The following is an 18,760-nucleotide window of genomic DNA, read 5'->3' on the forward strand; positions in this document are numbered from 1 at the left end:
TCCCTAGAACCGCGTGTTGACTTCAAGTTGTAGCACATCGATGTCAAACGGCGCGCCGTAGACTGCCTCGCTACTCAACCAACGGGCTGTAGCGTAGACGTTGTCGGCCAGGCCGTAGTTGCCACCGAGGAAATAGCCCTTGGCGTTGGTGCCGCCGAGGTGGAAGCTCGAGTCGTTGAACCCGTCCGGCAGCGCGTCAGGCTCGATGCGCTTGTAACCGGCGAACAGGTTCCAGTCGCCGGCCTTGCGCATGTCCAGGGCGTTGCCCAGGGTGAACTGCAACATCCAGGCGTCGCCGCCGCTCTTGATGTTGCCGTTCTCGTCGATGTTGTTGGCCAACTGGCCGGCCGAACGCTTGCGCATGTCGCCCTCGTCGTAGGCCAGGTTGTGGATGTAGTCGGCCTGGCTGCGCAGCTTGAAGTCATGAGGCAGGTCGGCATCCCACACCAGGTTCAGGTCGAGCAGTTCGAACTCCGAGGCGATGCCGACGAACTGCGGCTGCGGCGTGGCCGCCGGGTTGGCCGGATTGGGCGTGATGTCGCGCAGCAGGAACACCGTGTTGCCCTTCTGCATGAAGGTCGGGCGGGTTTCGTCGCTGTCGCAGGCCGGCTGGCCATCCCAGGGCGCGCAGGGGCTGGAGCGCTCGCCGGCGATGTCGTCGAAGCGGTAGTAGGCCATCGCGCCCTTGAGGCGGTGATGGTCGTTGAGCGCCCATTTCGCGCCCAGCTGCGCGCCGTACAGCCACTTGTTGTCGCTGTCCTCCTTGTCCAGGCCGTTGCTGCTGGCGCTGTCGTCGCTGTACTGCACAGGGAACGCGCCGACGGTGCCGAACAGGCTGAGGTCGCGGTTCAGCGGCTGGTCGAAGATCGCCGCCACGCCATCGAAGTTGAGGTCGTGGGAATAGAGGATGTCGGTGGACATGAACGGATTGGCGATGCGCCCGCCGGTCAACGTCAGTCGCTCGCTGGGCGTCCAGGTGACATAGCCCTGGTCGAGCCAGATGTCCTTCTTGCCGAAGCCGCCACCGAGGTTCTGGGTGGTCGACACCGGGTTGTTGTTGGAGCCGGTGGCAACGCGGATGCCGGCCACCCAGTTGTCCGCCAGCTGGGCCTTGAGGCCGAAGCGCGCGCGCAGGCGCAGGAGGCTGTCGCGGTCCTCGCGGGTGTTAAGCAGCGGCGGCAGGGTCGAGCCGCTGTTGGCGTTGACATCGTACGGGCCCTTGTCATTGAGCTTGGCGAAGTCGACGATCTCGTTGCTGTTGCCATCGGCGTAGCCGCGCGACTCGTAGCGCAGGCGCAGGTCGCCGTCGAAGCTGATGCGCGAGGCCCAGTCGGGGAAAGTGTTGGGCGCGGCCCAGTTTTCCTGCTTGGCGGTGTTCATCACCTCGGCCTTGATCTCGTCGCGGATCTGCTGGCGGACGATGGCCGGCACATACTGCACGCGCACTTCGCCGTTGGCCGCGGGGGCCTGGGCGACGATCGGCGCGGCGCTGACAGCCCGCGCCTGTTGGGCCTCGCGCTCGGCCTGGGCGATCAGCGCATCGGCCTTGTCCTGCTTGAGCACGCCCTGCTCCACCAGCAGGCGGATCAGGTTGACGGTCGCGTTCTCCGACGGCGCGGCGTGGGCGACGGCCGGACCGACCGCGGTGGCGGCGGCCAGCAGGCCGAGCGCCAGGGTCAATCGGTTGACTGGGCACTTCATGGGTTTGCAGCTCCTGTGGGTCAGTCGTGCTTCGTTGTTCATGGCCGGCGCCCCTGCAGGGCGATCTTCACCGGCAAAGTCAGGTTGGCCGGCGGGCGCTGGTCGAGGGCGCGGGCGCCGCGCAGGGCGGCGAGCACCTGGGCGTCCACCTCCGGCTCGCCGCTGCCGCGCAGCAGCTCGACCCGGGTGATCTCGCCGGCGGCGCTGAGCCAGATCTCGGCCTGCAGGTTGAACACCAGGTTGCGCAGCTCGGGGTTGTCGCGCAGCAGGCGCTGGAAGGCATAGGCCAGGTACTGGCTATAGGTGCCGCTGCCCAGGCCGCCACCGCCGCCACCGGCCATGCCGCCGCCCTTGCCAGCACCGACGTTGAAGCTGTCGCCGCCCGCTTGGGCGTCGCCGTCCATCTGCATGGGGTCGGCCAGGTCCTGGGCCGGGTCCGGCGCGTCCTCGGCGGGCTTGACCTCCTCGGCCTCAGGCACCGGCTGCGGCTCGACGATCTTTTCCTCGACCGGCGGTTCAGGCTCCTTGGGCGGCTCGGGCGGGGGCGGCGGTGGAGGCGGCGGCAGCGGGATGATCGCCGGCACCTTGGGCGCCTCGCGGCGCACCCCGGCCATGTCGTTGGCCCACTGCCACAGCAGCCAGGCCAGGCCCGCGCCAGCGACGGCGAGCACGGCCCAGGTCAGCAGGCGGCGGAAGTTGGCTTTAGGTTCCATGCCTGCCCTCACCCCTGGTTCGGCTTGCCGGTGACCAGCCCGACCTGGGCCAGTTCGAGACGGCGCAGCAGGTCGAGCACCTCGACCACTTTCTGGTACTGCACACCCGCGTCACCGCGCACGATCAACGGAAAATCCGGGCTGCGCGCCTTTTCGCTGCGCAGGCGGTCCTCCAGCTCCTGCAGCGTCACCGGGTAGGCGTCGAGGAACACCTGGCCGGCATCGTTGATCGAGATCGCCTTGGTCTTGGGCTGGGCCAGCGACACCGTGGCACTGGCCTTGGGCAGTTGCACCTGGATCCCGGAGACCTGCGCGGTTGCGGTGAGGATGAACATCACCAGCACCACCATCAGCACATCCACCAGCGGGGTGATGTTGATGCTGTCGACCGCGGCGTCGGCGTCGTCGTCTTGGGCGTTGTTCACGGATGCCATGGCTGCCTCCTCACGCCGGGATCGACGGGTTGACGCTGCGCCCGGCCGGACGCAGCGCCGCGTCACCGGCCTGGCCCTCGCCGTGCAGCTCGGCCAGACGGGTGATGAACTCGTCGACGAACACCCGCATGTCGGCGCTGACTTCGCGGTTGCGCGTGGTCAGGCGGTTGTAGCCGAACAGCGCGGGGATGGCGACGAACAGGCCCATGGCGGTGGCCAGCAGCGCCGCGGCCATGCCCGGGGCGATGGCGTTGATGTTGACGTCGCCGGCCATGGCGGTGCCGAGGAACACCACCATGATCCCCAGCACCGTGCCCAGCAGGCCGATGTAAGGGCCGCCGGCGATGGCGTTGGACAGGGTCGACAGTTTCGCCGACAGCGCCTGGTTCTCGCGGGTGCGCACGCCGTCCATGGAGCAGCGGATGGCCTCGATGGTGGCCGCGGACACTTCACGGGTGTCGGCGCCCTGGGCGCGGCGGGTGCGAATTTCCTGCACCGCCACCAGGTACAGGCGCCATAGCGAGGAGTCAGTCAGTTGCTTATGCAGGTCCTGATCGTCGGCAAACTGCTCGAGGCGCGTGCCGACCGTGGCGAAACGCTCGCGAAAGCGCGTATTGGCGGCGGTGACGCGATTGAGCGTGCGCTGCTTGCGCAGCATGATCACCCACGACTGCACCATCATCAGCACCAGGACAGCGATGATCACCCAGGCGTCCACCGGCACCGCCTTGAGCAGGAAGCCCAGGCCGCCGAAGCCGAAGCCGGATTGTTCTTCGTCAACGCCATAGACCACCAGGCGCGACTCGGCACCCTGGGCCAGCACGTCGGCCTGCAGGCTGGCCTGGCTGCGGGCGACGCGGGAAACACGCAGCTCGTCCAGGGCGCCAACAAAGGTCGCGTAGTGGCCGGCGGCCTCGCCCTCGGCCGCTGGCAGGTCGCCACCGATGCCGATGGCGCCGCTGAAGGCCGCCAGGCTCGCGGCCAGTCGCGCGACCGGCTGGCCTTCGAGCAGCAGCGTGAGGTTGCCGCCCTCGCCCACCAGCGCCAGATGCTGCCATTGGCCGGCGCCGAGCGCCTGATTGGCGGCGGCACGCTGGCCGTCCACCTCGATGAAGGGCACGCCTTCGGCCAGGCCGAGCAGCAGGCTGTGGCCGGCCTCGCGGCGCGCCAGCAGCAGTTGCTCACCCACCGCCTGGTCCTGGCGCAGCCAGGTGCTGAAGCTGAACGCCGCTCCCGCCGGCAGTTGCAGCGAGGCGCTGGCGGGCAGTTGCAAGGCTTGGCCACCGAGCTGGATGGCCCGGCCAATCACACCATCGACGCTGACCGTCGGCCCTTGCAGCTGGTTACCATAAGGGCTGGCGTCACGGGCGGCGGCACCGTCGAAGTGGTAGAGCGCGGTGTAGTCGGCGTCGAAGCTCGGCTGGCCGGCGGGTGCCTGGGCCTTGGGGTTGCCGTAGTACATCCACAGGTCCTGGCGCTGGCCCGCGTCTATACGGGGTACGTCGACCCAGATCAGCGCCATGCCCATCAGCGGATCGAACTGCTCGACATGGTGGTTGAGCACGGTCTTGTCGTCGGCAGAGACGAAGCGAATGTCCGCGCCGGTTTCGCTGACGCCGTCGAAGCTGAAGTTGCCGGTGTGCAGGCGCACCAGCAGCGCGGTGCGGCCCAGCGCCTGGGTCAGGCCGGCGCCCTGAGGCGTGGTGTCCACGGCGATCTGCTTGCGGTACATCCAGTCGTCCTGCCACCAGGCGCTGGCGCTGCCCGGCAGGGCGAAGCCCAGGCACAGCAGCAAGGTCAATATCAGGCGTTGCATGAGAGGTCTCCAGGCCGATGCCGGTCAGTAGGTCAATCGTTCAAAAAGTCGCTTGCACGCTGAAGTGCACGCGGGAAGCGTTCTTGTCGGTGTTGGGGCCGTCCTTGAGCGGCACGGCCCAGTCGAGGCTGCCGGACAACCAGTCGTTGAGCGTGGCGCGGGTGCCGACGCCGACGCTGGCCAGGCTGTAGCTGTCGTCCTGCTCGGGCAGTGCGTCCTGCAGGCGCAACTGGGCGCCCTCGGCGAACAGGTAGAAGCGCCAGTCGCTGATGTAGCTGCCGACGTAGCGGCCAATGGAGGGGGTGCGCAGTTCCTGGGAGAACAGCAGGCCGTCATCCCCGGTGCGTTCGGCGGCGAGATAGCCGCGCACCGAGGTGGCGCCACCGGCGGCAAACTGTTCGTTCGACACCAACGGCCCCGAGGCCAGCTGGAAGGCCAGCTTGGAGGCGCTCTGCCAGGCGCCGGCGAAGTCGAAGGTGTAGCTGCCGTCGCCCTTGAGCGCGGCGAAGCTGGAGTCGGCGCGGTAGCGCTTGTAATCGAACTCGGAATCGTCGCTGCCATAGCCCAGCAGGCTTCGCGTCCCGGCCACCAGGCTCAGGCCGAGGCTCAGCTGGTCCTGTTCGGTGAAGCGGTAGCCGGTATAGCCCAGGGTGATCGGGGCGTACTTGAGCGGGACCTTGTCGCTGCTGCCGCCCAGGCCGACCTGTTCGTCGAAGTCCTTGAAGTCCACGCCGATTGACAGGGCGTTGGCCCAGGCGCCGACGCCCGGCAGGTTATAGATCGCCGAAACGCCGTAGGAATGGCCCTTGCCCAACACATTGGTACCGCCCACCGTGGCGACGTTGCTGTCGGAGTGGTAGCCGGAGAACTGCACGGTCCAGCGCTCGTTCAGCGGCGCGGCGTAGGACCCGGACCAGACCTCGGCGTTGTCACGGTCCTGGGGCGCGGTGAACCAGGTCAGCGAGACGCTGTGGCCGGCCTGCCAGAGGTTGTTGTAGCCCAGGCTGACGACACTGCGCAGCTTCTCGGTATCGGCGCTGTGGTCGTTGTTCAGGCCCAGGCTCAGGTTCCAGGGTTGCTTGTCCTCGACCTGCAGGTCGACGTCCATGGTGCCCGGGCGCTGGCCTTCGCGCACCAGTGGCATGACCTGCCGCCCCGGGGCACGATTGAGCGTGGCCAGCTCGTTCTGTACCTGGGCGAAATCGGGGACCTTGCCCTCCTCCAACGCCGGCACCTGTTCACGGATCTCCAGCGGCGAGTAATGCTTGGCGCCCACCACCCGCACGCGGCCGACCTTGGTTTCGCTCACCTGCAGGTAGACCACGCCGCCTTCGACCTTCTGCTCGGGCAGCTCGACGAACACCGACTGGTAGCCCCGGGCCTGATAGCTTTTCTGCAACGCCTCGCGGGCGCCTTCGAGGTCGGCCAGGGTCTTGTCCGGCCCCAGGTAGGGATAGACCGCCTCTTCGATGGCCTGGGCGTCGAGCACGGTGTTGCCGCGCACCACGTATTCGTTGATCTCGACCCGGCGCTGCGCCTCGTCCGCGGTCACCTCGACCGCCAGCAGGCACAGCAGCGCCCCTGCGCCCATGCCGCATCGCTTAAAGAAAAAATGCTCCACACCGCCCCCTTGAGCGCCAGGAATTCGTTGGTTTGCTAGTGGTTGTCGCTGGGTGCGGCCTGGCCTTGGTGGCGGGCCAGCCAGCTGTGCAACAGGGCCAGGTTGAGGCTGAACTCGGGCATGGCCTGCAGGCTCGCGCCGAGCACTTCGTCGACCATGCGCTGCAGCAGCGAAACGGCCATGGCGCTGCCCAGCAGCACGCCGAGGTCATGGCTGAACAGGCTGAAGTTCCACACCCGCGATTTCAGCTCCAGGCCGGTGAACCAGCGGAACAGCAGGTTGTAGTTGAGCTGCTCGTAGAGTTGCTTCTCGCTGGGCACCGAATACAGCAGCTGCAGGAGCAGCACATGCATCAGCGTGCGCGGGGCGATGATCATGCCCTGTTGTTCGGCCAGCAGCGCCAGCGCGGGCTGGTGCGCGTCCAGCAATGCCTCTATGCGCGGCTTGAGCAGCGCCAGCGAATGGCCGGGCGGCACGCAGCTGGCCACCTCGCGCAGGGCGCCCTGCCAGTCGTCCTGGGAGACGATCCATACCCAGGGGGCGCCGTAGCGGTAGACCGAGACGGGCTGCTTGCGGGCGGCCTCGACGATCTTGGCCAGACGCTGGTCGAGCTCCTGCATTCCCACTTTCGTGTAGCGTTCCATAGTGCCCATTGCCCCGCTCCCAGGCCGGTTCTCAAGGCTTCATCGGCCTGATGGCCAGGTGCCTTGTTGGTGTCCATGGCTTTGACGGGGGTGGCGGATTGCTACCGAAGTTTTGTCATGAAAGGTTCATCAGAGGGGGTGGTTTCGAGGGGTGGGGTCGGGTTCGGGGTCGGGTTCGGGTTCGGGTTCGGGTTCGGGTTCGGGTTCGGGTTCGGGTTCGGGTTCGGGTTCGGGTTCGGGGCGATTGTTTTGTTTTTTGTGGGCGCATTCGGAGAAGATGTCGACATTTAGTCACCATTTCGCCTTTACGGCGACCTACTTTTGTCTTGACAAAAGTAGGCAAAACCGTTCGGCTCCGTTCATACGGCCCCTACGCTTCGCTCCGGGGTTCCCTCGCTCCGTTCTTGCTCCCGTGGGTACCGCGCTGTACGCCCCATCCTGGGGCGCAGCGCTCGACGGCCATCCATGGCCGTCGCCCCACTACGCAAGAACTCCACTCGGCCTCCTGAAGTCGCAATTGGTGGCGCCTGAACTACCGCGCGCTTAGAAGCAAGATCAAGAACAGATCAAGAACAGATCAAGAACAGATCAAGAACAGAACTTTTGGTTTTTCAGTGGATGTTATGTTGTTTTTCATTACACCATCGCGGGGCAATCCCGCTCCCACGTTGAATAACGTAGTCAAACTATCGTGGGAGCGGGCTTGCCCCGAGATGTTGATCTAGAGTTCCCACGATGGCAACTAGCGACTAGCCTAGCTGCGTTAGTGCAGGCGCCGCCCGTAACTTCGCGACTTCAGGAGGCCGAACGGAGGTCTTGCGGAGGGAGGTGACGGGCATGGATGCCCGTCAAGCGCTGCGCCCCAGGATGGGGCGTTCAGCGCGGTCCTCCCGGGAGCAAGGCCGGAGTGAGGGAACCCGGAGCGAAGCGGAGGGCCGGATGAATGGAGCGCAGCGTTTTTTGGTTACTTTTTGTCGCGTTTGACAAAAAGTGACTCGCCGGGTGGCGAAAGGGTGAATATGCGTCATTATAGCAAATGAATGCGCTTACAACTGTAAAAACTCACACAGATAGCATTTGACTTTGACTTTGACAGCGTGTGTTTTGAAAGTTATATGCGCATTCATTCGCCATGTCGACGCACATGTGTCAGCGATGTCTCAAGTCCATACATCTTGGGAAAAGGAGGCAAAACCGTTCGGCTCCGTTCATACGGCCTCCTGAAGTCGCAATTTGTGTCGCCTGGACTATCGCGCGCTTAGAAGCAAGAGCAAGGGCAAGCGCTGGGCTGGGCTGGGCTGGGCTGGGCGTAATGATCTTGCGGAGCATGCCCGCATGACATTGCATTGGTGCAAAGAGCCGACTGCGTCGTTAAATATTATTGACCTCGCTTGCGCCAAACCCTTGTCACTCAAGGCTCCGACGGCCTACAGCCCCCGGAAAATGGCGGCTTGGGGGTTCGTCACTCGTTTGACATATCGAACGGCTCTGGCAAGCTATGAGTCAGGCCCCGACCGACATCGCCTGCAGGGCGAGCCGGCAGTGCTCGGGGCTTCAGGCAGCACTCAAGGCCCCGGCCGTGCGCCTGCACAACAACGACAGGCATGACCTGTCTCAAGGTGACATATGTCCAACAGCAACATTGGCAACAAGCAACCTTCCCTGCGCAAACCCGTCGTCCTGATGACCATGGGCAGCCAAGAGCGCAAAGGCCATGACTATCAGGTCATGACCCACAAATATATTTCCCCGCTGGTCGAGTTCTCCGGTTGTGTCCCGGTCCTGGTGCCCACCTGCTGCGGCGTCGAAGACCTCGAGACCTACCTGGACATGGCCGACGGCGTGTACCTGACCGGTGCCGGCAGCAACATCGACCCGGCCCTCTACGGCCAGGACAACCAGACCCCCGGCAAGGGCCAGGACAAGGACCGCGACCTGTTCGATATCCCGCTGGTCAAGGCGGCGATCAAGCGTGGCCTGCCGATCTTCGGCATCTGCCGCGGCATGCAGGAAATCAACGTGGCCCTCGGTGGCGACATCTACCAGAAGGTCTACGCCGAGCCAGGCTTCAACGACCACCGGGAAAACCCGGAAGATCCGGTCGAGGTCCAGTACGCCCAGGTGCACGGCGTCAAGATCAAGCCGGGCAGCTGGCTGCGCGACACCCTGGGTAGCGACGAAATTCGCGTCAACTCGCTGCACGGCCAGGGCCTGCGCAACCTGGGTGCCGGCATCGAGCCGATCGCCCATGCCGAGGATGGCCTGGTCGAGGCGATCCACGCCCCGAGCATCTCGCCCTTCCTGTTCGCCGTGCAGTGGCACCCGGAGTGGCAGGCGGCGAAGAACCCCGACTCGATCAAGATGTTCCAGGCCTTCGGCGACGCCTGCCGCGCCCAGGTCCGCAAGTCCCAGGTCAAGCGCAACCAGGCCGCCTGACCCTCTGAAGCTTCGTTAGCTTTGATCGCGGGGCGGCGCAAGGTCGCCCCCGTTTCCCACGGTCACCCTCTGCTGGTCCCAGAACACCTCCCGTGGAAGCGGGCGGCGGGCTTGTGCCTGTCTCCGCGATCTTTTTTCCTCTCCCCCTCATAGAGATACGATGACCCATAAGGTCTCGTGTCGTTTTGCAGCGCAAGCCCGCTCCCCCAGTCCGGCAGAGCTGTCACGCCATGACTATAGGCGCGGTCAGGCCAAGCGCTGAGGCCAGATCTGATCACTCCCCCTCAGAAAATCCATGGACAGGGCTAGCCATCGAATAAGTTGTACGATAACTTACCTCTCACCTTGGTACCTCCTCCTTCCAAGCGCCACAGGATGCCTACAACAATGACCCCACAAGAACTGCAATCCATCCTCTCCCAAGGCCTGCTGTCGTTCCCCGTCACCGACTTCGACGCGGCCGGCGACTTCAACCCCGCAGGCTATGTCAAACGCCTGGAATGGCTCGCCCCGTACGGCGCCAGCGCGCTGTTCGCCGCCGGTGGCACCGGCGAGTTCTTCTCCCTGGCCGCCAGCGAGTACAGCCAGGTGATCAAGACTGCCGTCGACACCTGCGCCACCTCGGTACCGATCCTCGCTGGCGTCGGCGGCTCGACCCGCCAGGCCATCGAATACGCCAAAGAGGCTGAACGCCTGGGCGCCAAGGGCCTGCTGCTGCTGCCCCACTACCTCACCGAAGCCAGCCAGGACGGCGTCGCCGCCCATGTCGAGGCGGTGTGCAAGGCGGTGAACATCGGCGTGGTGGTCTACAACCGCAACGTCTGCCGGCTGAACGCCGACCTGCTGGAACGTCTGGCCGAGCGTTGCCCGAACCTGATCGGCTACAAGGACGGCCTGGGCGACATCGAGCTGATGGTGTCGATTCGTCGCCGCCTGGGCGATCGTTTCAGCTACCTGGGTGGCCTGCCCACCGCCGAGGTGTATGCTGCGGCGTACAAGGCGCTCGGCGTGCCGGTGTACTCGTCGGCGGTGTTCAACTTCGTGCCCAAGACCGCGATGGACTTCTACCACGCCATCGCCCGCGACGATCACGCCACCGTGGCCAAGCTGATCGACGACTTCTTCCTGCCGTACCTGGACATCCGCAACCGCAAGGCCGGTTACGCCGTGAGCATCGTCAAGGCCGGGGCGAAGCTCGCCGGTTACGACGCAGGCCCCGTGCGCACGCCGCTGACCGACCTCACCGCGCAGGAGTACGAGATGCTCGCCGCGCTGATGGACAAGATGGGCCCGCAATAAGCGAGCGCCCCGCGGCCTGCCAATGCCGCCGCCGGAGCAGGTTCGACTCGCTCCGGCCGACAACCGATCCCCGTATAAAAATAACGAGTGGGAGTAACCAGCATGCAAGCGACGCAAAAGACGCATGTACGCTACCTGATCCTGTTGATGCTGTTCCTGGTGACCACCATCAACTACGCCGACCGCGCCACCATCGCCATCGCCGGCTCCAGCCTGCAGAAAGACCTGGGCATCGACGCGGTTACCCTCGGCTACATCTTCTCCGCCTTCGGCTGGGCCTATGTGGCCGGGCAGATCCCCGGCGGCTGGCTGCTCGACCGCTTCGGCTCGAAGAACGTCTACGCCTTCAGCATCTTCACCTGGTCGCTGTTCACCCTGCTGCAGGGCTTCGTCGGCGGGCTGCCGGTGGCCTGGGCGGTGGTCACGCTGTTCACCCTGCGCTTCCTGGTGGGCTTCGCCGAAGCGCCGTCGTTCCCCGGCAACGCGCGGATCGTCGCGGCCTGGTTCCCCACCCAGGAGCGCGGCACCGCCTCGGCGATCTTCAACTCGGCGCAGTACTTCGCCACCGCGCTGTTCGCCCCGATCATGGGCTGGATCGTCTTCACCTTCGGCTGGGAACATGTGTTCGTGGTCATGGGCGTACTGGGTATCGTGTTCTCGGCGGTGTGGATGAAGACCCTCTACAACCCGCGCCAGCACCCACGCATCAGCAGCAGTGAGCTCGAGCACATCGAACAGAACGGCGGCCTGGTGGACATGGACCAGAAGCGCGGCGGCGACGGCCCGAAATGGGGCTACATCAAGCAGCTGCTGACCAGCCGCATGCTGCTGGGCGTTTACCTCGGCCAGTACTGCATCAACGCCATCACCTACTTCTTCCTCACCTGGTTCCCGGTGTACCTGGTGCAGGAGCGCGGCATGACCATCCTCAAGGCCGGCTTCATCGCTTCGTTGCCGGCGGTATGCGGCTTCATCGGCGGGGTGCTCGGCGGGGTGCTGTCGGACTGGCTGCTTCGCCGCGGTAACTCGTTGACCTTCTCGCGCAAGCTGCCGATCGTCTGCGGCCTGCTGCTGTCTACCACCATGGTCTTCTGCAACTACGTCGAGGCCGAGTGGATGGTGGTCGGCTTCATGACCCTGGCGTTCTTCGGCAAGGGCATCGGCGTCCTTGGCTGGGCGGTGGTCGCCGACACCTCGCCCAAGCAGATCGCCGGCCTGTCGGGCGGGCTGTTCAACACCTTCGGCAACATCGCCTCGATCACCACGCCGATCGTCATCGGCTACATCATCAGCGCCACCGGTTCGTTCAAATGGGCCCTGGTGTATGTGGGCGCCAACGCCCTGGTGGCAGTGTTCAGCTACTTGGTGATCGTCGGCCCGATCAAGCGCATCGAGCTCAAGGAGCCGCCCAAGCGCGAACCTGCGCCCGACGCCGAACTGGCCCGCCAGTAAACAGGACACGTCGGCGCCCAACGGCGCCGGCGACAGCACCACGCCTGAGAGACAAGACAAGAAGGGCCTGACCATGCAGTTGATCGAACATTCCGAGTCGCCCCGCTACGTACGCCTGCACCCCGACGACAACGTCGTGGTGGTGGTCAACGACGGCGGCCTGGGCGAAGGCGCGCGCTTTGCCGATGGCCTGACCCTGGTCGAGGGCATACCGCAGAGCCACAAGGTCGCCACCGTGGACATCCGCAAGGGCGAGGCGGTGCGCCGCTATGGCCAGGTCATCGGCCATGCCCTGGCAGACCTGCGCCAGGGCAGTTGGGTCAAGGAAGATCAACTGGCGATGCCGGCCGCGCCCGAGCTTGCCAGCCTGCCACGCTGCGACGCCGTGCCTGCCGCCCTGCCGCCACTCGACGGCTTCACCTTCGAGGGCTACCGCAACGCCGACGGCAGCGTCGGCACCCGCAACATCCTCGGCATCACCACCACCGTGCAGTGCGTGACCGGCGTGCTCGACCACGCGGTCAAGCGTATCCGCGCCGAACTGCTGCCCCGCTACCCCAATGTCGACGATGTGGTCGCCCTCACCCACAGCTACGGCTGCGGCGTGGCGATCAACGCCCGCGACGCCTACATCCCGATCCGCACCGTGCGCAACCTGGCGCGCAACCCCAACCTAGGCGGCGAGGCGCTGGTCATCAGCCTGGGCTGCGAAAAGCTCCAGGCCGGCCAGGTGATGCACGACGGCGATCCGTCTGTGGACCTCAGCGAGCCGTGGCTGTACCGCCTGCAGGATGCGATGCTGGGCTTCGGCGAGATGATCGAGCAGATCATGGCCCTGGCCGAGACCCGCCTGAAAAAGCTCGACCAGCGCCGCCGCGAGAGCGTGCCGGCCAGCGAACTGATCCTCGGCATGCAGTGCGGCGGCAGCGACGCCTTCTCCGGCATCACCGCCAACCCGGCGCTGGGCTATGCCGCCGACCTGCTGGTGCGCGCTGGCGCGACGGTGCTGTTCTCGGAAGTTACCGAGGTGCGCGACGCCATCTACATGCTCACCTCCCGCGCCGAAACGCCGGAGGTCGCCGAAGCATTGGTGCGCGAGATGGACTGGTACGACCGCTACCTGCAGCAGGGCGCCGCCGATCGCAGCGCCAACACCACGCCGGGCAACAAGAAAGGCGGCTTGTCCAATATCGTCGAAAAAGCCCTGGGCTCGATCGTCAAGTCCGGCAGCGGCGCGATCCAGGGCGTGCTCGGGCCCGGCGAGCGGGTAACGCGCAAGGGCCTGATCTTCTGCGCCACCCCGGCCAGCGACTTCGTCTGCGGCACCTTGCAGCTGGCGGCCGGGATGAACCTGCATGTGTTCACCACTGGTCGCGGCACGCCCTATGGCCTGGCCATGGCGCCGGTGGTCAAGGTGTGCACCCGCAGCGAGCTGGCCCAGCGCTGGCCGGACCTCATCGACATCGACGCCGGGCGCATCGCCAGCGGCCGGGTGAGCATCGAGGAGCTGGGCTGGGAGCTGTTCCATTACTACCTGGACGTGGCCAGCGGCCGCAGGCAGACCTGGGCCGAACAGCACCGGCTGCACAACGACATCACCCTGTTCAATCCGGCCCCCATCACCTGACGAAGCGTGCCTGGGCCCTTCGCCGACAACACGCCCCCTGTGGGAGCCGGCTTGCTGGCGAAACGAGTGCGTAGCACTCGCCCAGGCCCTGAACCCAGCCATTCATCTACAGGAGCATTCCATGCCCGAAATCCTCGGCCACAACTTCATCGCCGGCCAGCGCAGCGCCCTTGGCCCGCAACGCCTGCACAGCCTCGACGCCACCAGCGGCGAAGCCCTGCCCTACAGCTTCGTCCAGGCCACCGAGGGCGAAGTCGACCGTGCCGCCCGCGCCGCCGCCGACGCCTTCAGCGCGTTCCGCCAACTGCCCCCGGCCCGCCGCGCCGAGTTCCTCGAAGCCATCACCGCCGAACTGGACGAACTCGACGACCACTTCGTCGCCATCGTCTGCCGTGAAACCGCCCTGCCCGCCGCGCGCATCCAGGGCGAGCGCGGCCGCACCAGCAGCCAGATGCGCCTGTTCGCCCAGGTGCTGCGTCGCGGTGACTACCTCGGTGCGCGCATCGACCTGGCGCTACCCGAGCGTCAGCCGCTGCCACGGGTGGACATCCGCCAGATGCGCATCGGGGTCGGCCCGGTGGCGGTGTTCGGTGCCAGCAACTTCCCGCTGGCCTTCTCCACCGCCGGCGGCGACACCGCCGCGGCCCTGGCCGCCGGCTGCCCGGTGGTGTTCAAGGCCCACAGCGGCCATATGGCCACCGCCGACCTGGTGGCCTGCGCCATCCTGCGCGCCGCCGACCGCACCGGCATGCCCAAGGGCGTGTTCAACATGGTGTTCGGCGGTGGTGTCGGCGAATGGCTGGTCAAGCACCCAGCCATCCAGGCCGTCGGCTTCACCGGCTCGCTGAAAGGCGGCGACGCGCTGTGCCGCATGGCCGCCGAGCGGCCGCAACCGATTCCGGTGTTCGCCGAGATGTCCAGCATCAACCCGGTGATCGTCCTGCCCGGCGCCCTGGCCAAGCGCGGCGAGGCCATCGCCCGCGAACTGGCAGGATCGGTGTGCCTGGGCGCCGGCCAGTTTTGCACCAATCCCGGGATGGTGATCGGCTTGCAGTCCCCAGGCTTCAGCCAACTGCTGGGCGAGTTGGGCCGACACCTGGATCAGCAGGCCGGGCAGACGTTGCTCAATGCCGGTGGCCTGCGCAGTTATGTCGGCGGCCTGGAACATCTGCAGGCCCACGCCGGCATCCAGCATCTGGCGGGGCAGCCGCAGCAAGGCGATCAGGCTCGCGCCCAGCTGTTCAAGGCCGATGCCCGCCTGCTGGCAGAGGCCGACCCGCTGCTGCAGGAGGAGGTGTTCGGCCCGGCCACGGTGGCCGTGGAGGTTGCCGACGAGGCACAGTTGCGCGCCGCCCTGCTCGGCCTGCGCGGCCAGCTCACCGCCACGTTGATCGGCGAGCCGGAGGATCTCGAAGCCTTTGCCTGGCTGGTGCCTCTGCTCGAAGAGAAAGTCGGGCGCATCCTGGTCAATGGCTACCCGACCGGGGTCGAGGTGTGCGACGCCATGGTCCATGGCGGGCCTTACCCGGCGACCTCGGATGCTCGTGGTACTTCGGTGGGAACGCTGGCAATCGATCGCTTCCTGCGGCCGGTGTGCTACCAGAACTACCCGCAGGCTTTGCTGCCGGAGGCGTTGCGTGACGGCAACCCGCTGGGCGTGCGGCGCCTGGTGAATGGGCAGTGGTCCGATCAGGCGATTTGAGCGCCCTGAAAGCGTCACTTGGGGCTGCTACGCAGCCCCTACCAAGGTGATCAGTCCCTTTGCGCCTCGGCCTCTTCATGGGCCTGGCGCAGGCGTTCGCGGCTGTTGCTCAGGTGCATGCGCATGGCCATCTTGGCGCCTTCGCTGTCGCGCCGGGCGATAGCCTCGTAGATCGCTTCGTGCTCGTGCATCAACCGGCTCATGTAATGCGCCTGGTCGTCATGGGCCAGGCGCGCCGAGTTGAGCCGGGTACGCGGGATGATGCTGGTGCCCAGGTGATTGATGATGTCGGCGAAGTAGTGATTGCCGCTGGCCTGGGCGATGCGCAGGTGGAACTGGAAGTCCGCCGACACCGCATCCGAGGCATGGGCCGCGCCCTCGTTGAGCTCGTCCAGCGCGGCGCGCATACCGGCCAGTTGCTCGTCGCTGCGACGCTCGGCCGCGAGGCCCGCCGACTCGATCTCCAGGGCAATGCGCAACTCCAGCACCGCCAGCACCTCGCGCAGGGTGACGATGGTCGCCGGGTCGATACGAAAACCCCCGGTGCTTGGGGCGTCCAGCACAAAGGTGCCGATACCGTGGCGGGTCTCGACCTGGCCCGCGGCCTGCAGCCGCGAGATGGCCTCACGCACCACGGTGCGGCTGACCCCTTCCTCGGCCATGATCTGCGATTCGGTGGGCAACTTGTCGCCGCGCTTGAGCTGGCCGCTGCGAATGCGCTCGGTCAGCACCGTGACCAGTTCCTGGGCCAGACTGCGTGGCTTGCGCCGGGTCCGTGCCTGTACCTGCTGCTCTGTCATGCCCTGTCTGTCTGGTTGTGGAAGACAGGCGCGATGATAGCGCAAGCAGTTGTACGATCACATACGTCCGGGCGGGTTTTCATGCGCCCTGCCGCGCCGTCGAGGGCGTGTGGCCCATGACCTTGCGGTACAGGCTGGAAAATGCGCTGGGGCTCTCGTAGCCCAGGTCCAGGGCGATGGCCGTCACCGCCTCGCCCGCCGCCAGGCGTGTCACCGCCGCCATCAGGCAGGCCTGCTGGCGCCATTGGCCGAACGACAGCCCGGTCTGCTCGCGAAAACGCCGGCTGAAGGTGCGCGGGCTGCAGTTGAGTTGACGCGCCCAGGCCTCGGCGCGGGCATGGATCAACGGCTGCGCCAGGAACGCCTGGCACAGGGCCGCCAAACGTGGCTCCGTTGGCATCGGCGCGAACAGCGGCAGGCGCTCGGCCTGGCCCAGCTCGTGCAGCAGCAGCCCCAGCAGCAGGCCGTCGCGCCCCGCCTCGTCATGCAGGGCCGGCACTTCGGCGCTGGCCAGCAACAGCTGGTGCAGCAGCGGTTCGACACGCAATGCCTCGCATAGCGGGCCCGGGCGAGGCAGTGCTGTCGGCTCGATGTAGAGGCTGCGGGTACTCACGCCGCGCATGCGCACCTGGTGCGGCTTGCCGGGAGGAATCCACACGCCGCTGCCGGGAGGAATGACCCAGGCGCCATCGTCGGTAAGCACCTCCATCAGCCCGCTCATCCCATACAGAAATTGCGCCCGGCGATGGACATGCCTGGGCAACAGGGTGTCGGGCGGGTAATCGGTGGCGATGGCCAGTACCGCACGGGGGGTGGCATCGACCTGGGACAGGGGAACATTGCGCATGACAACAGGCTCTGGCCGTGATTCGATGATTATTGGCCAACTGGCGCAAGCCGGCCAAGGGGCAGGCGCCTACGCTGGGAGCCCCTGTCCTGGCCTTGAGGCTGCTCCCATGCTCTACCCCCTGCTTGGCCTGTTCGGCCTGTGTGCCGGCGTCACCACCTTGCTGTTCGGCTTCGGCGGCGGGTTCTTCGCCGTGCCGCTGCTCTATGCCCTGCTGCTCACCAGCCACGGCGCCGGCACGGCCGTGGCGGAGCATGCCATGCAGATCGCCGTGGCCACCTCGGCCACGGTGATGATCTTCAGCAGCGCCCTGGCCACCTGGCGCCACCACCGCGCCGGCAGCCTGCGTTGGGACCTGGTGCGGCCCCTGGCGCCGGCCATTGCCGTCGGCGCCCTGCTCGGCGCCTGGGCCGCCCTGTACGTGACCAGCGCCTGGCTGCGCGGGTTGTTCATCGGCTATCTCCTGCTCAGCCTGCTCGATGCCTGGCTGCGCCCGGGCTTCGTCCGCACAGGCGGGCAGGCACTGGCTGAAATGAGCCGTACCGGCGCAACCCTGGCCGGCCTGCCCATCGGCGCGCTGGCGGCGCTGCTTGGCGTCGGTGGCAGCGTGATGACCGTGCCGCTGATGCGCCGCCGCGGCGCCAGCATGCGCACCGCCACCGCCATGGCCAATCCGCTGTCGCTGCCCATGGCCCTGGCGGCCACGCTGGTCTATGCCCTGGTGCCGAGCAGTCAGTCTGACCTGGACGCCGGCCTGCTCGGGCTGATCGACCTGCGCGCCGCGCTGGTGATGACAGCTGGCGCCTGGTTGGGCATGCACCTGGCCGCGCCGTTGCTGGGGCGCATCCCCGACCACGTGCATGCCCGGGCCTACCTGGCGCTGCTGGCCTGCGTACTGTGGGTGATGCTGCTCGTTGGCGATTGAGCCTGGCCATCGGACATGCCCGCGCTGTAGGCTGCGACCTGCTCTCTCCAAGGAAGGAAACCGCATGAAGAGGTTCGATCGCCTGCTGCTCGCCACTGGCCTGCTCATCCCGCTCTGGCTGCTGTCGGGCGTTGGCCTGACCGCCCTGGCCTATCCCGGCTACGACCATCTGCAGCAGGCCATGAGCCAGCTCGGCGCGGTCGGCGCGCCGACCCATGGCTTCTCGCCCTGGGTCAACAACTTCCCCCTGGCGTTGCTCTTCGGCCTGTTCGCCTGGGGCCTGGCGCGGCGCTGGCGGTACTCGGGGCTGGCTCGGTTGAGCGCGGGGCTGGTGCTGTTGCACGCTGTCGGCAGCCTGGGTACCGGCTGGTTCCCCTGCGACCAGGGCTGCGCGCCGCTGGAGCCGTCGTTCTCGCAACAGATGCACAACCTCAGCGGCCTGCTGATGTTCCTCTCGCTGACCCTGGCCAGCGTGTTGTGGATCTGGCTGGGCAAACGTGTGGCAGGCTCTCCGTGGCTGGGAAGGTGGTCACTGCTGTGCTCGGTGCTGGCGATGATCACCGTGGTGCTGATGGCCAAAGCCGCGCAAGGCGGTGAACTGTTCGGCCTGTACCAGCGCCTCAACTACGGCATCAGCGTGTTGTGGGTTGCCGCCCTGGCCCTGCAATCGTTGCGCTGGCGTTCCCGCGATGGACTGCAAATGGCCATCGCCTGACGGCAAACTGCTGGCCCCCAGGCGTCGA

General features: G+C 66.4%; 14 protein-coding genes and 1 pseudogene. 7 read left to right on the plus strand and 8 right to left on the minus strand.

What is annotated here, in order from left to right; all coding sequences use genetic code 11:
- Window positions 1-3 precede the first annotated feature (3 nt).
- From KHO27_RS10505 to KHO27_RS10530, 6 genes and pseudogenes are all read right to left on the minus strand, one after another.
- Window positions 4-1,701: a putative porin gene (locus KHO27_RS10505; RefSeq protein ID WP_214501748.1), complete on the minus strand. Its 1,698-nt coding sequence runs from the start codon at window positions 1,699-1,701 to the stop codon at window positions 4-6.
- A gap of 38 nt (window positions 1,702-1,739) precedes the next feature.
- A complete protein-coding gene (locus KHO27_RS10510; RefSeq protein ID WP_046855394.1) occupies window positions 1,740-2,414 on the minus strand; it encodes an energy transducer TonB family protein in 675 nt (224 codons plus the stop codon).
- A gap of 8 nt (window positions 2,415-2,422) precedes the next feature.
- On the minus strand, window positions 2,423-2,848 hold the full coding sequence (locus KHO27_RS10515; RefSeq protein ID WP_046855393.1) for an ExbD/TolR family protein: 426 nt from the start codon (window positions 2,846-2,848) through the stop codon (window positions 2,423-2,425).
- A gap of 10 nt (window positions 2,849-2,858) precedes the next feature.
- A complete protein-coding gene (locus KHO27_RS10520) occupies window positions 2,859-4,664 on the minus strand; it encodes a DUF2341 domain-containing protein (RefSeq protein ID WP_110704634.1) in 1,806 nt (601 codons plus the stop codon).
- A gap of 40 nt (window positions 4,665-4,704) precedes the next feature.
- Window positions 4,705-6,255 (minus strand): ShlB/FhaC/HecB family hemolysin secretion/activation protein, encoded by a 1,551-nt coding sequence (locus tag KHO27_RS10525; protein WP_250888439.1) that lies wholly within the window; start codon window positions 6,253-6,255, stop codon window positions 4,705-4,707.
- Between the two features lie 280 nt (window positions 6,256-6,535).
- A pseudogene (locus KHO27_RS10530) lies at window positions 6,536-6,938 on the minus strand (transposase); the annotation flags it as partial.
- Between the two features lie 1,617 nt (window positions 6,939-8,555).
- Here KHO27_RS10530 and KHO27_RS10535 point away from each other — a divergent pair.
- The 5 genes from KHO27_RS10535 (at window position 8,556) to KHO27_RS10555 (ending at window position 15,445) form a co-directional block, all read left to right on the plus strand.
- Complete coding sequence (locus tag KHO27_RS10535; RefSeq protein ID WP_046855389.1) at window positions 8,556-9,365, plus strand: gamma-glutamyl-gamma-aminobutyrate hydrolase family protein; 810 nt, start codon at window positions 8,556-8,558, stop codon at window positions 9,363-9,365.
- 387 nt (window positions 9,366-9,752) lie between these two features.
- Window positions 9,753-10,664 carry a 5-dehydro-4-deoxyglucarate dehydratase gene (kdgD, locus tag KHO27_RS10540; protein WP_214501750.1) on the plus strand — a complete coding sequence of 304 codons (912 nt, stop codon included), beginning with the start codon at window positions 9,753-9,755 and terminating at the stop codon, window positions 10,662-10,664.
- Between the two features lie 102 nt (window positions 10,665-10,766).
- Window positions 10,767-12,116 (plus strand): MFS transporter, encoded by a 1,350-nt coding sequence (locus KHO27_RS10545; protein WP_214501751.1) that lies wholly within the window; start codon window positions 10,767-10,769, stop codon window positions 12,114-12,116.
- Between the two features lie 73 nt (window positions 12,117-12,189).
- Window positions 12,190-13,743, plus strand: coding sequence for a galactarate dehydratase (gene garD, locus KHO27_RS10550; RefSeq protein ID WP_214501752.1), 1,554 nt, complete (start codon window positions 12,190-12,192; stop codon window positions 13,741-13,743).
- 121 nt (window positions 13,744-13,864) lie between these two features.
- Window positions 13,865-15,445 (plus strand): aldehyde dehydrogenase (NADP(+)), encoded by a 1,581-nt coding sequence (locus KHO27_RS10555; RefSeq protein WP_214501753.1) that lies wholly within the window; start codon window positions 13,865-13,867, stop codon window positions 15,443-15,445.
- 50 nt (window positions 15,446-15,495) lie between these two features.
- Here the strand turns inward: KHO27_RS10555 and KHO27_RS10560 are convergent, their stop codons facing one another.
- Together KHO27_RS10560 and KHO27_RS10565 are read right to left on the minus strand one after the other, a co-directional pair.
- The gene (locus tag KHO27_RS10560; RefSeq protein ID WP_110704040.1) at window positions 15,496-16,245 is read right to left on the minus strand and encodes a FadR/GntR family transcriptional regulator; all 750 of its coding nucleotides are present in this window, start codon (window positions 16,243-16,245) and stop codon (window positions 15,496-15,498) included.
- A gap of 79 nt (window positions 16,246-16,324) precedes the next feature.
- Window positions 16,325-17,092, minus strand: a complete 768-nt coding sequence (locus KHO27_RS10565) for an AraC family transcriptional regulator (protein WP_214501754.1) — start codon at window positions 17,090-17,092, stop codon at window positions 16,325-16,327.
- A gap of 109 nt (window positions 17,093-17,201) precedes the next feature.
- Between KHO27_RS10565 and KHO27_RS10570 the strand changes: the two genes are divergently transcribed.
- Window positions 17,202-18,017, plus strand: coding sequence for a sulfite exporter TauE/SafE family protein (locus KHO27_RS10570; RefSeq protein ID WP_214501755.1), 816 nt, complete (start codon window positions 17,202-17,204; stop codon window positions 18,015-18,017).
- 64 nt (window positions 18,018-18,081) lie between these two features.
- Complete coding sequence (locus tag KHO27_RS10575; RefSeq protein WP_214501756.1) at window positions 18,082-18,732, plus strand: DUF998 domain-containing protein; 651 nt, start codon at window positions 18,082-18,084, stop codon at window positions 18,730-18,732.
- Window positions 18,733-18,760: the final 28 nt, after the last annotated feature.

The organism is Pseudomonas sp. RC3H12 (assembly GCF_018596375.1).
Lineage (GTDB): Bacteria > Pseudomonadota > Gammaproteobacteria > Pseudomonadales > Pseudomonadaceae > Aquipseudomonas.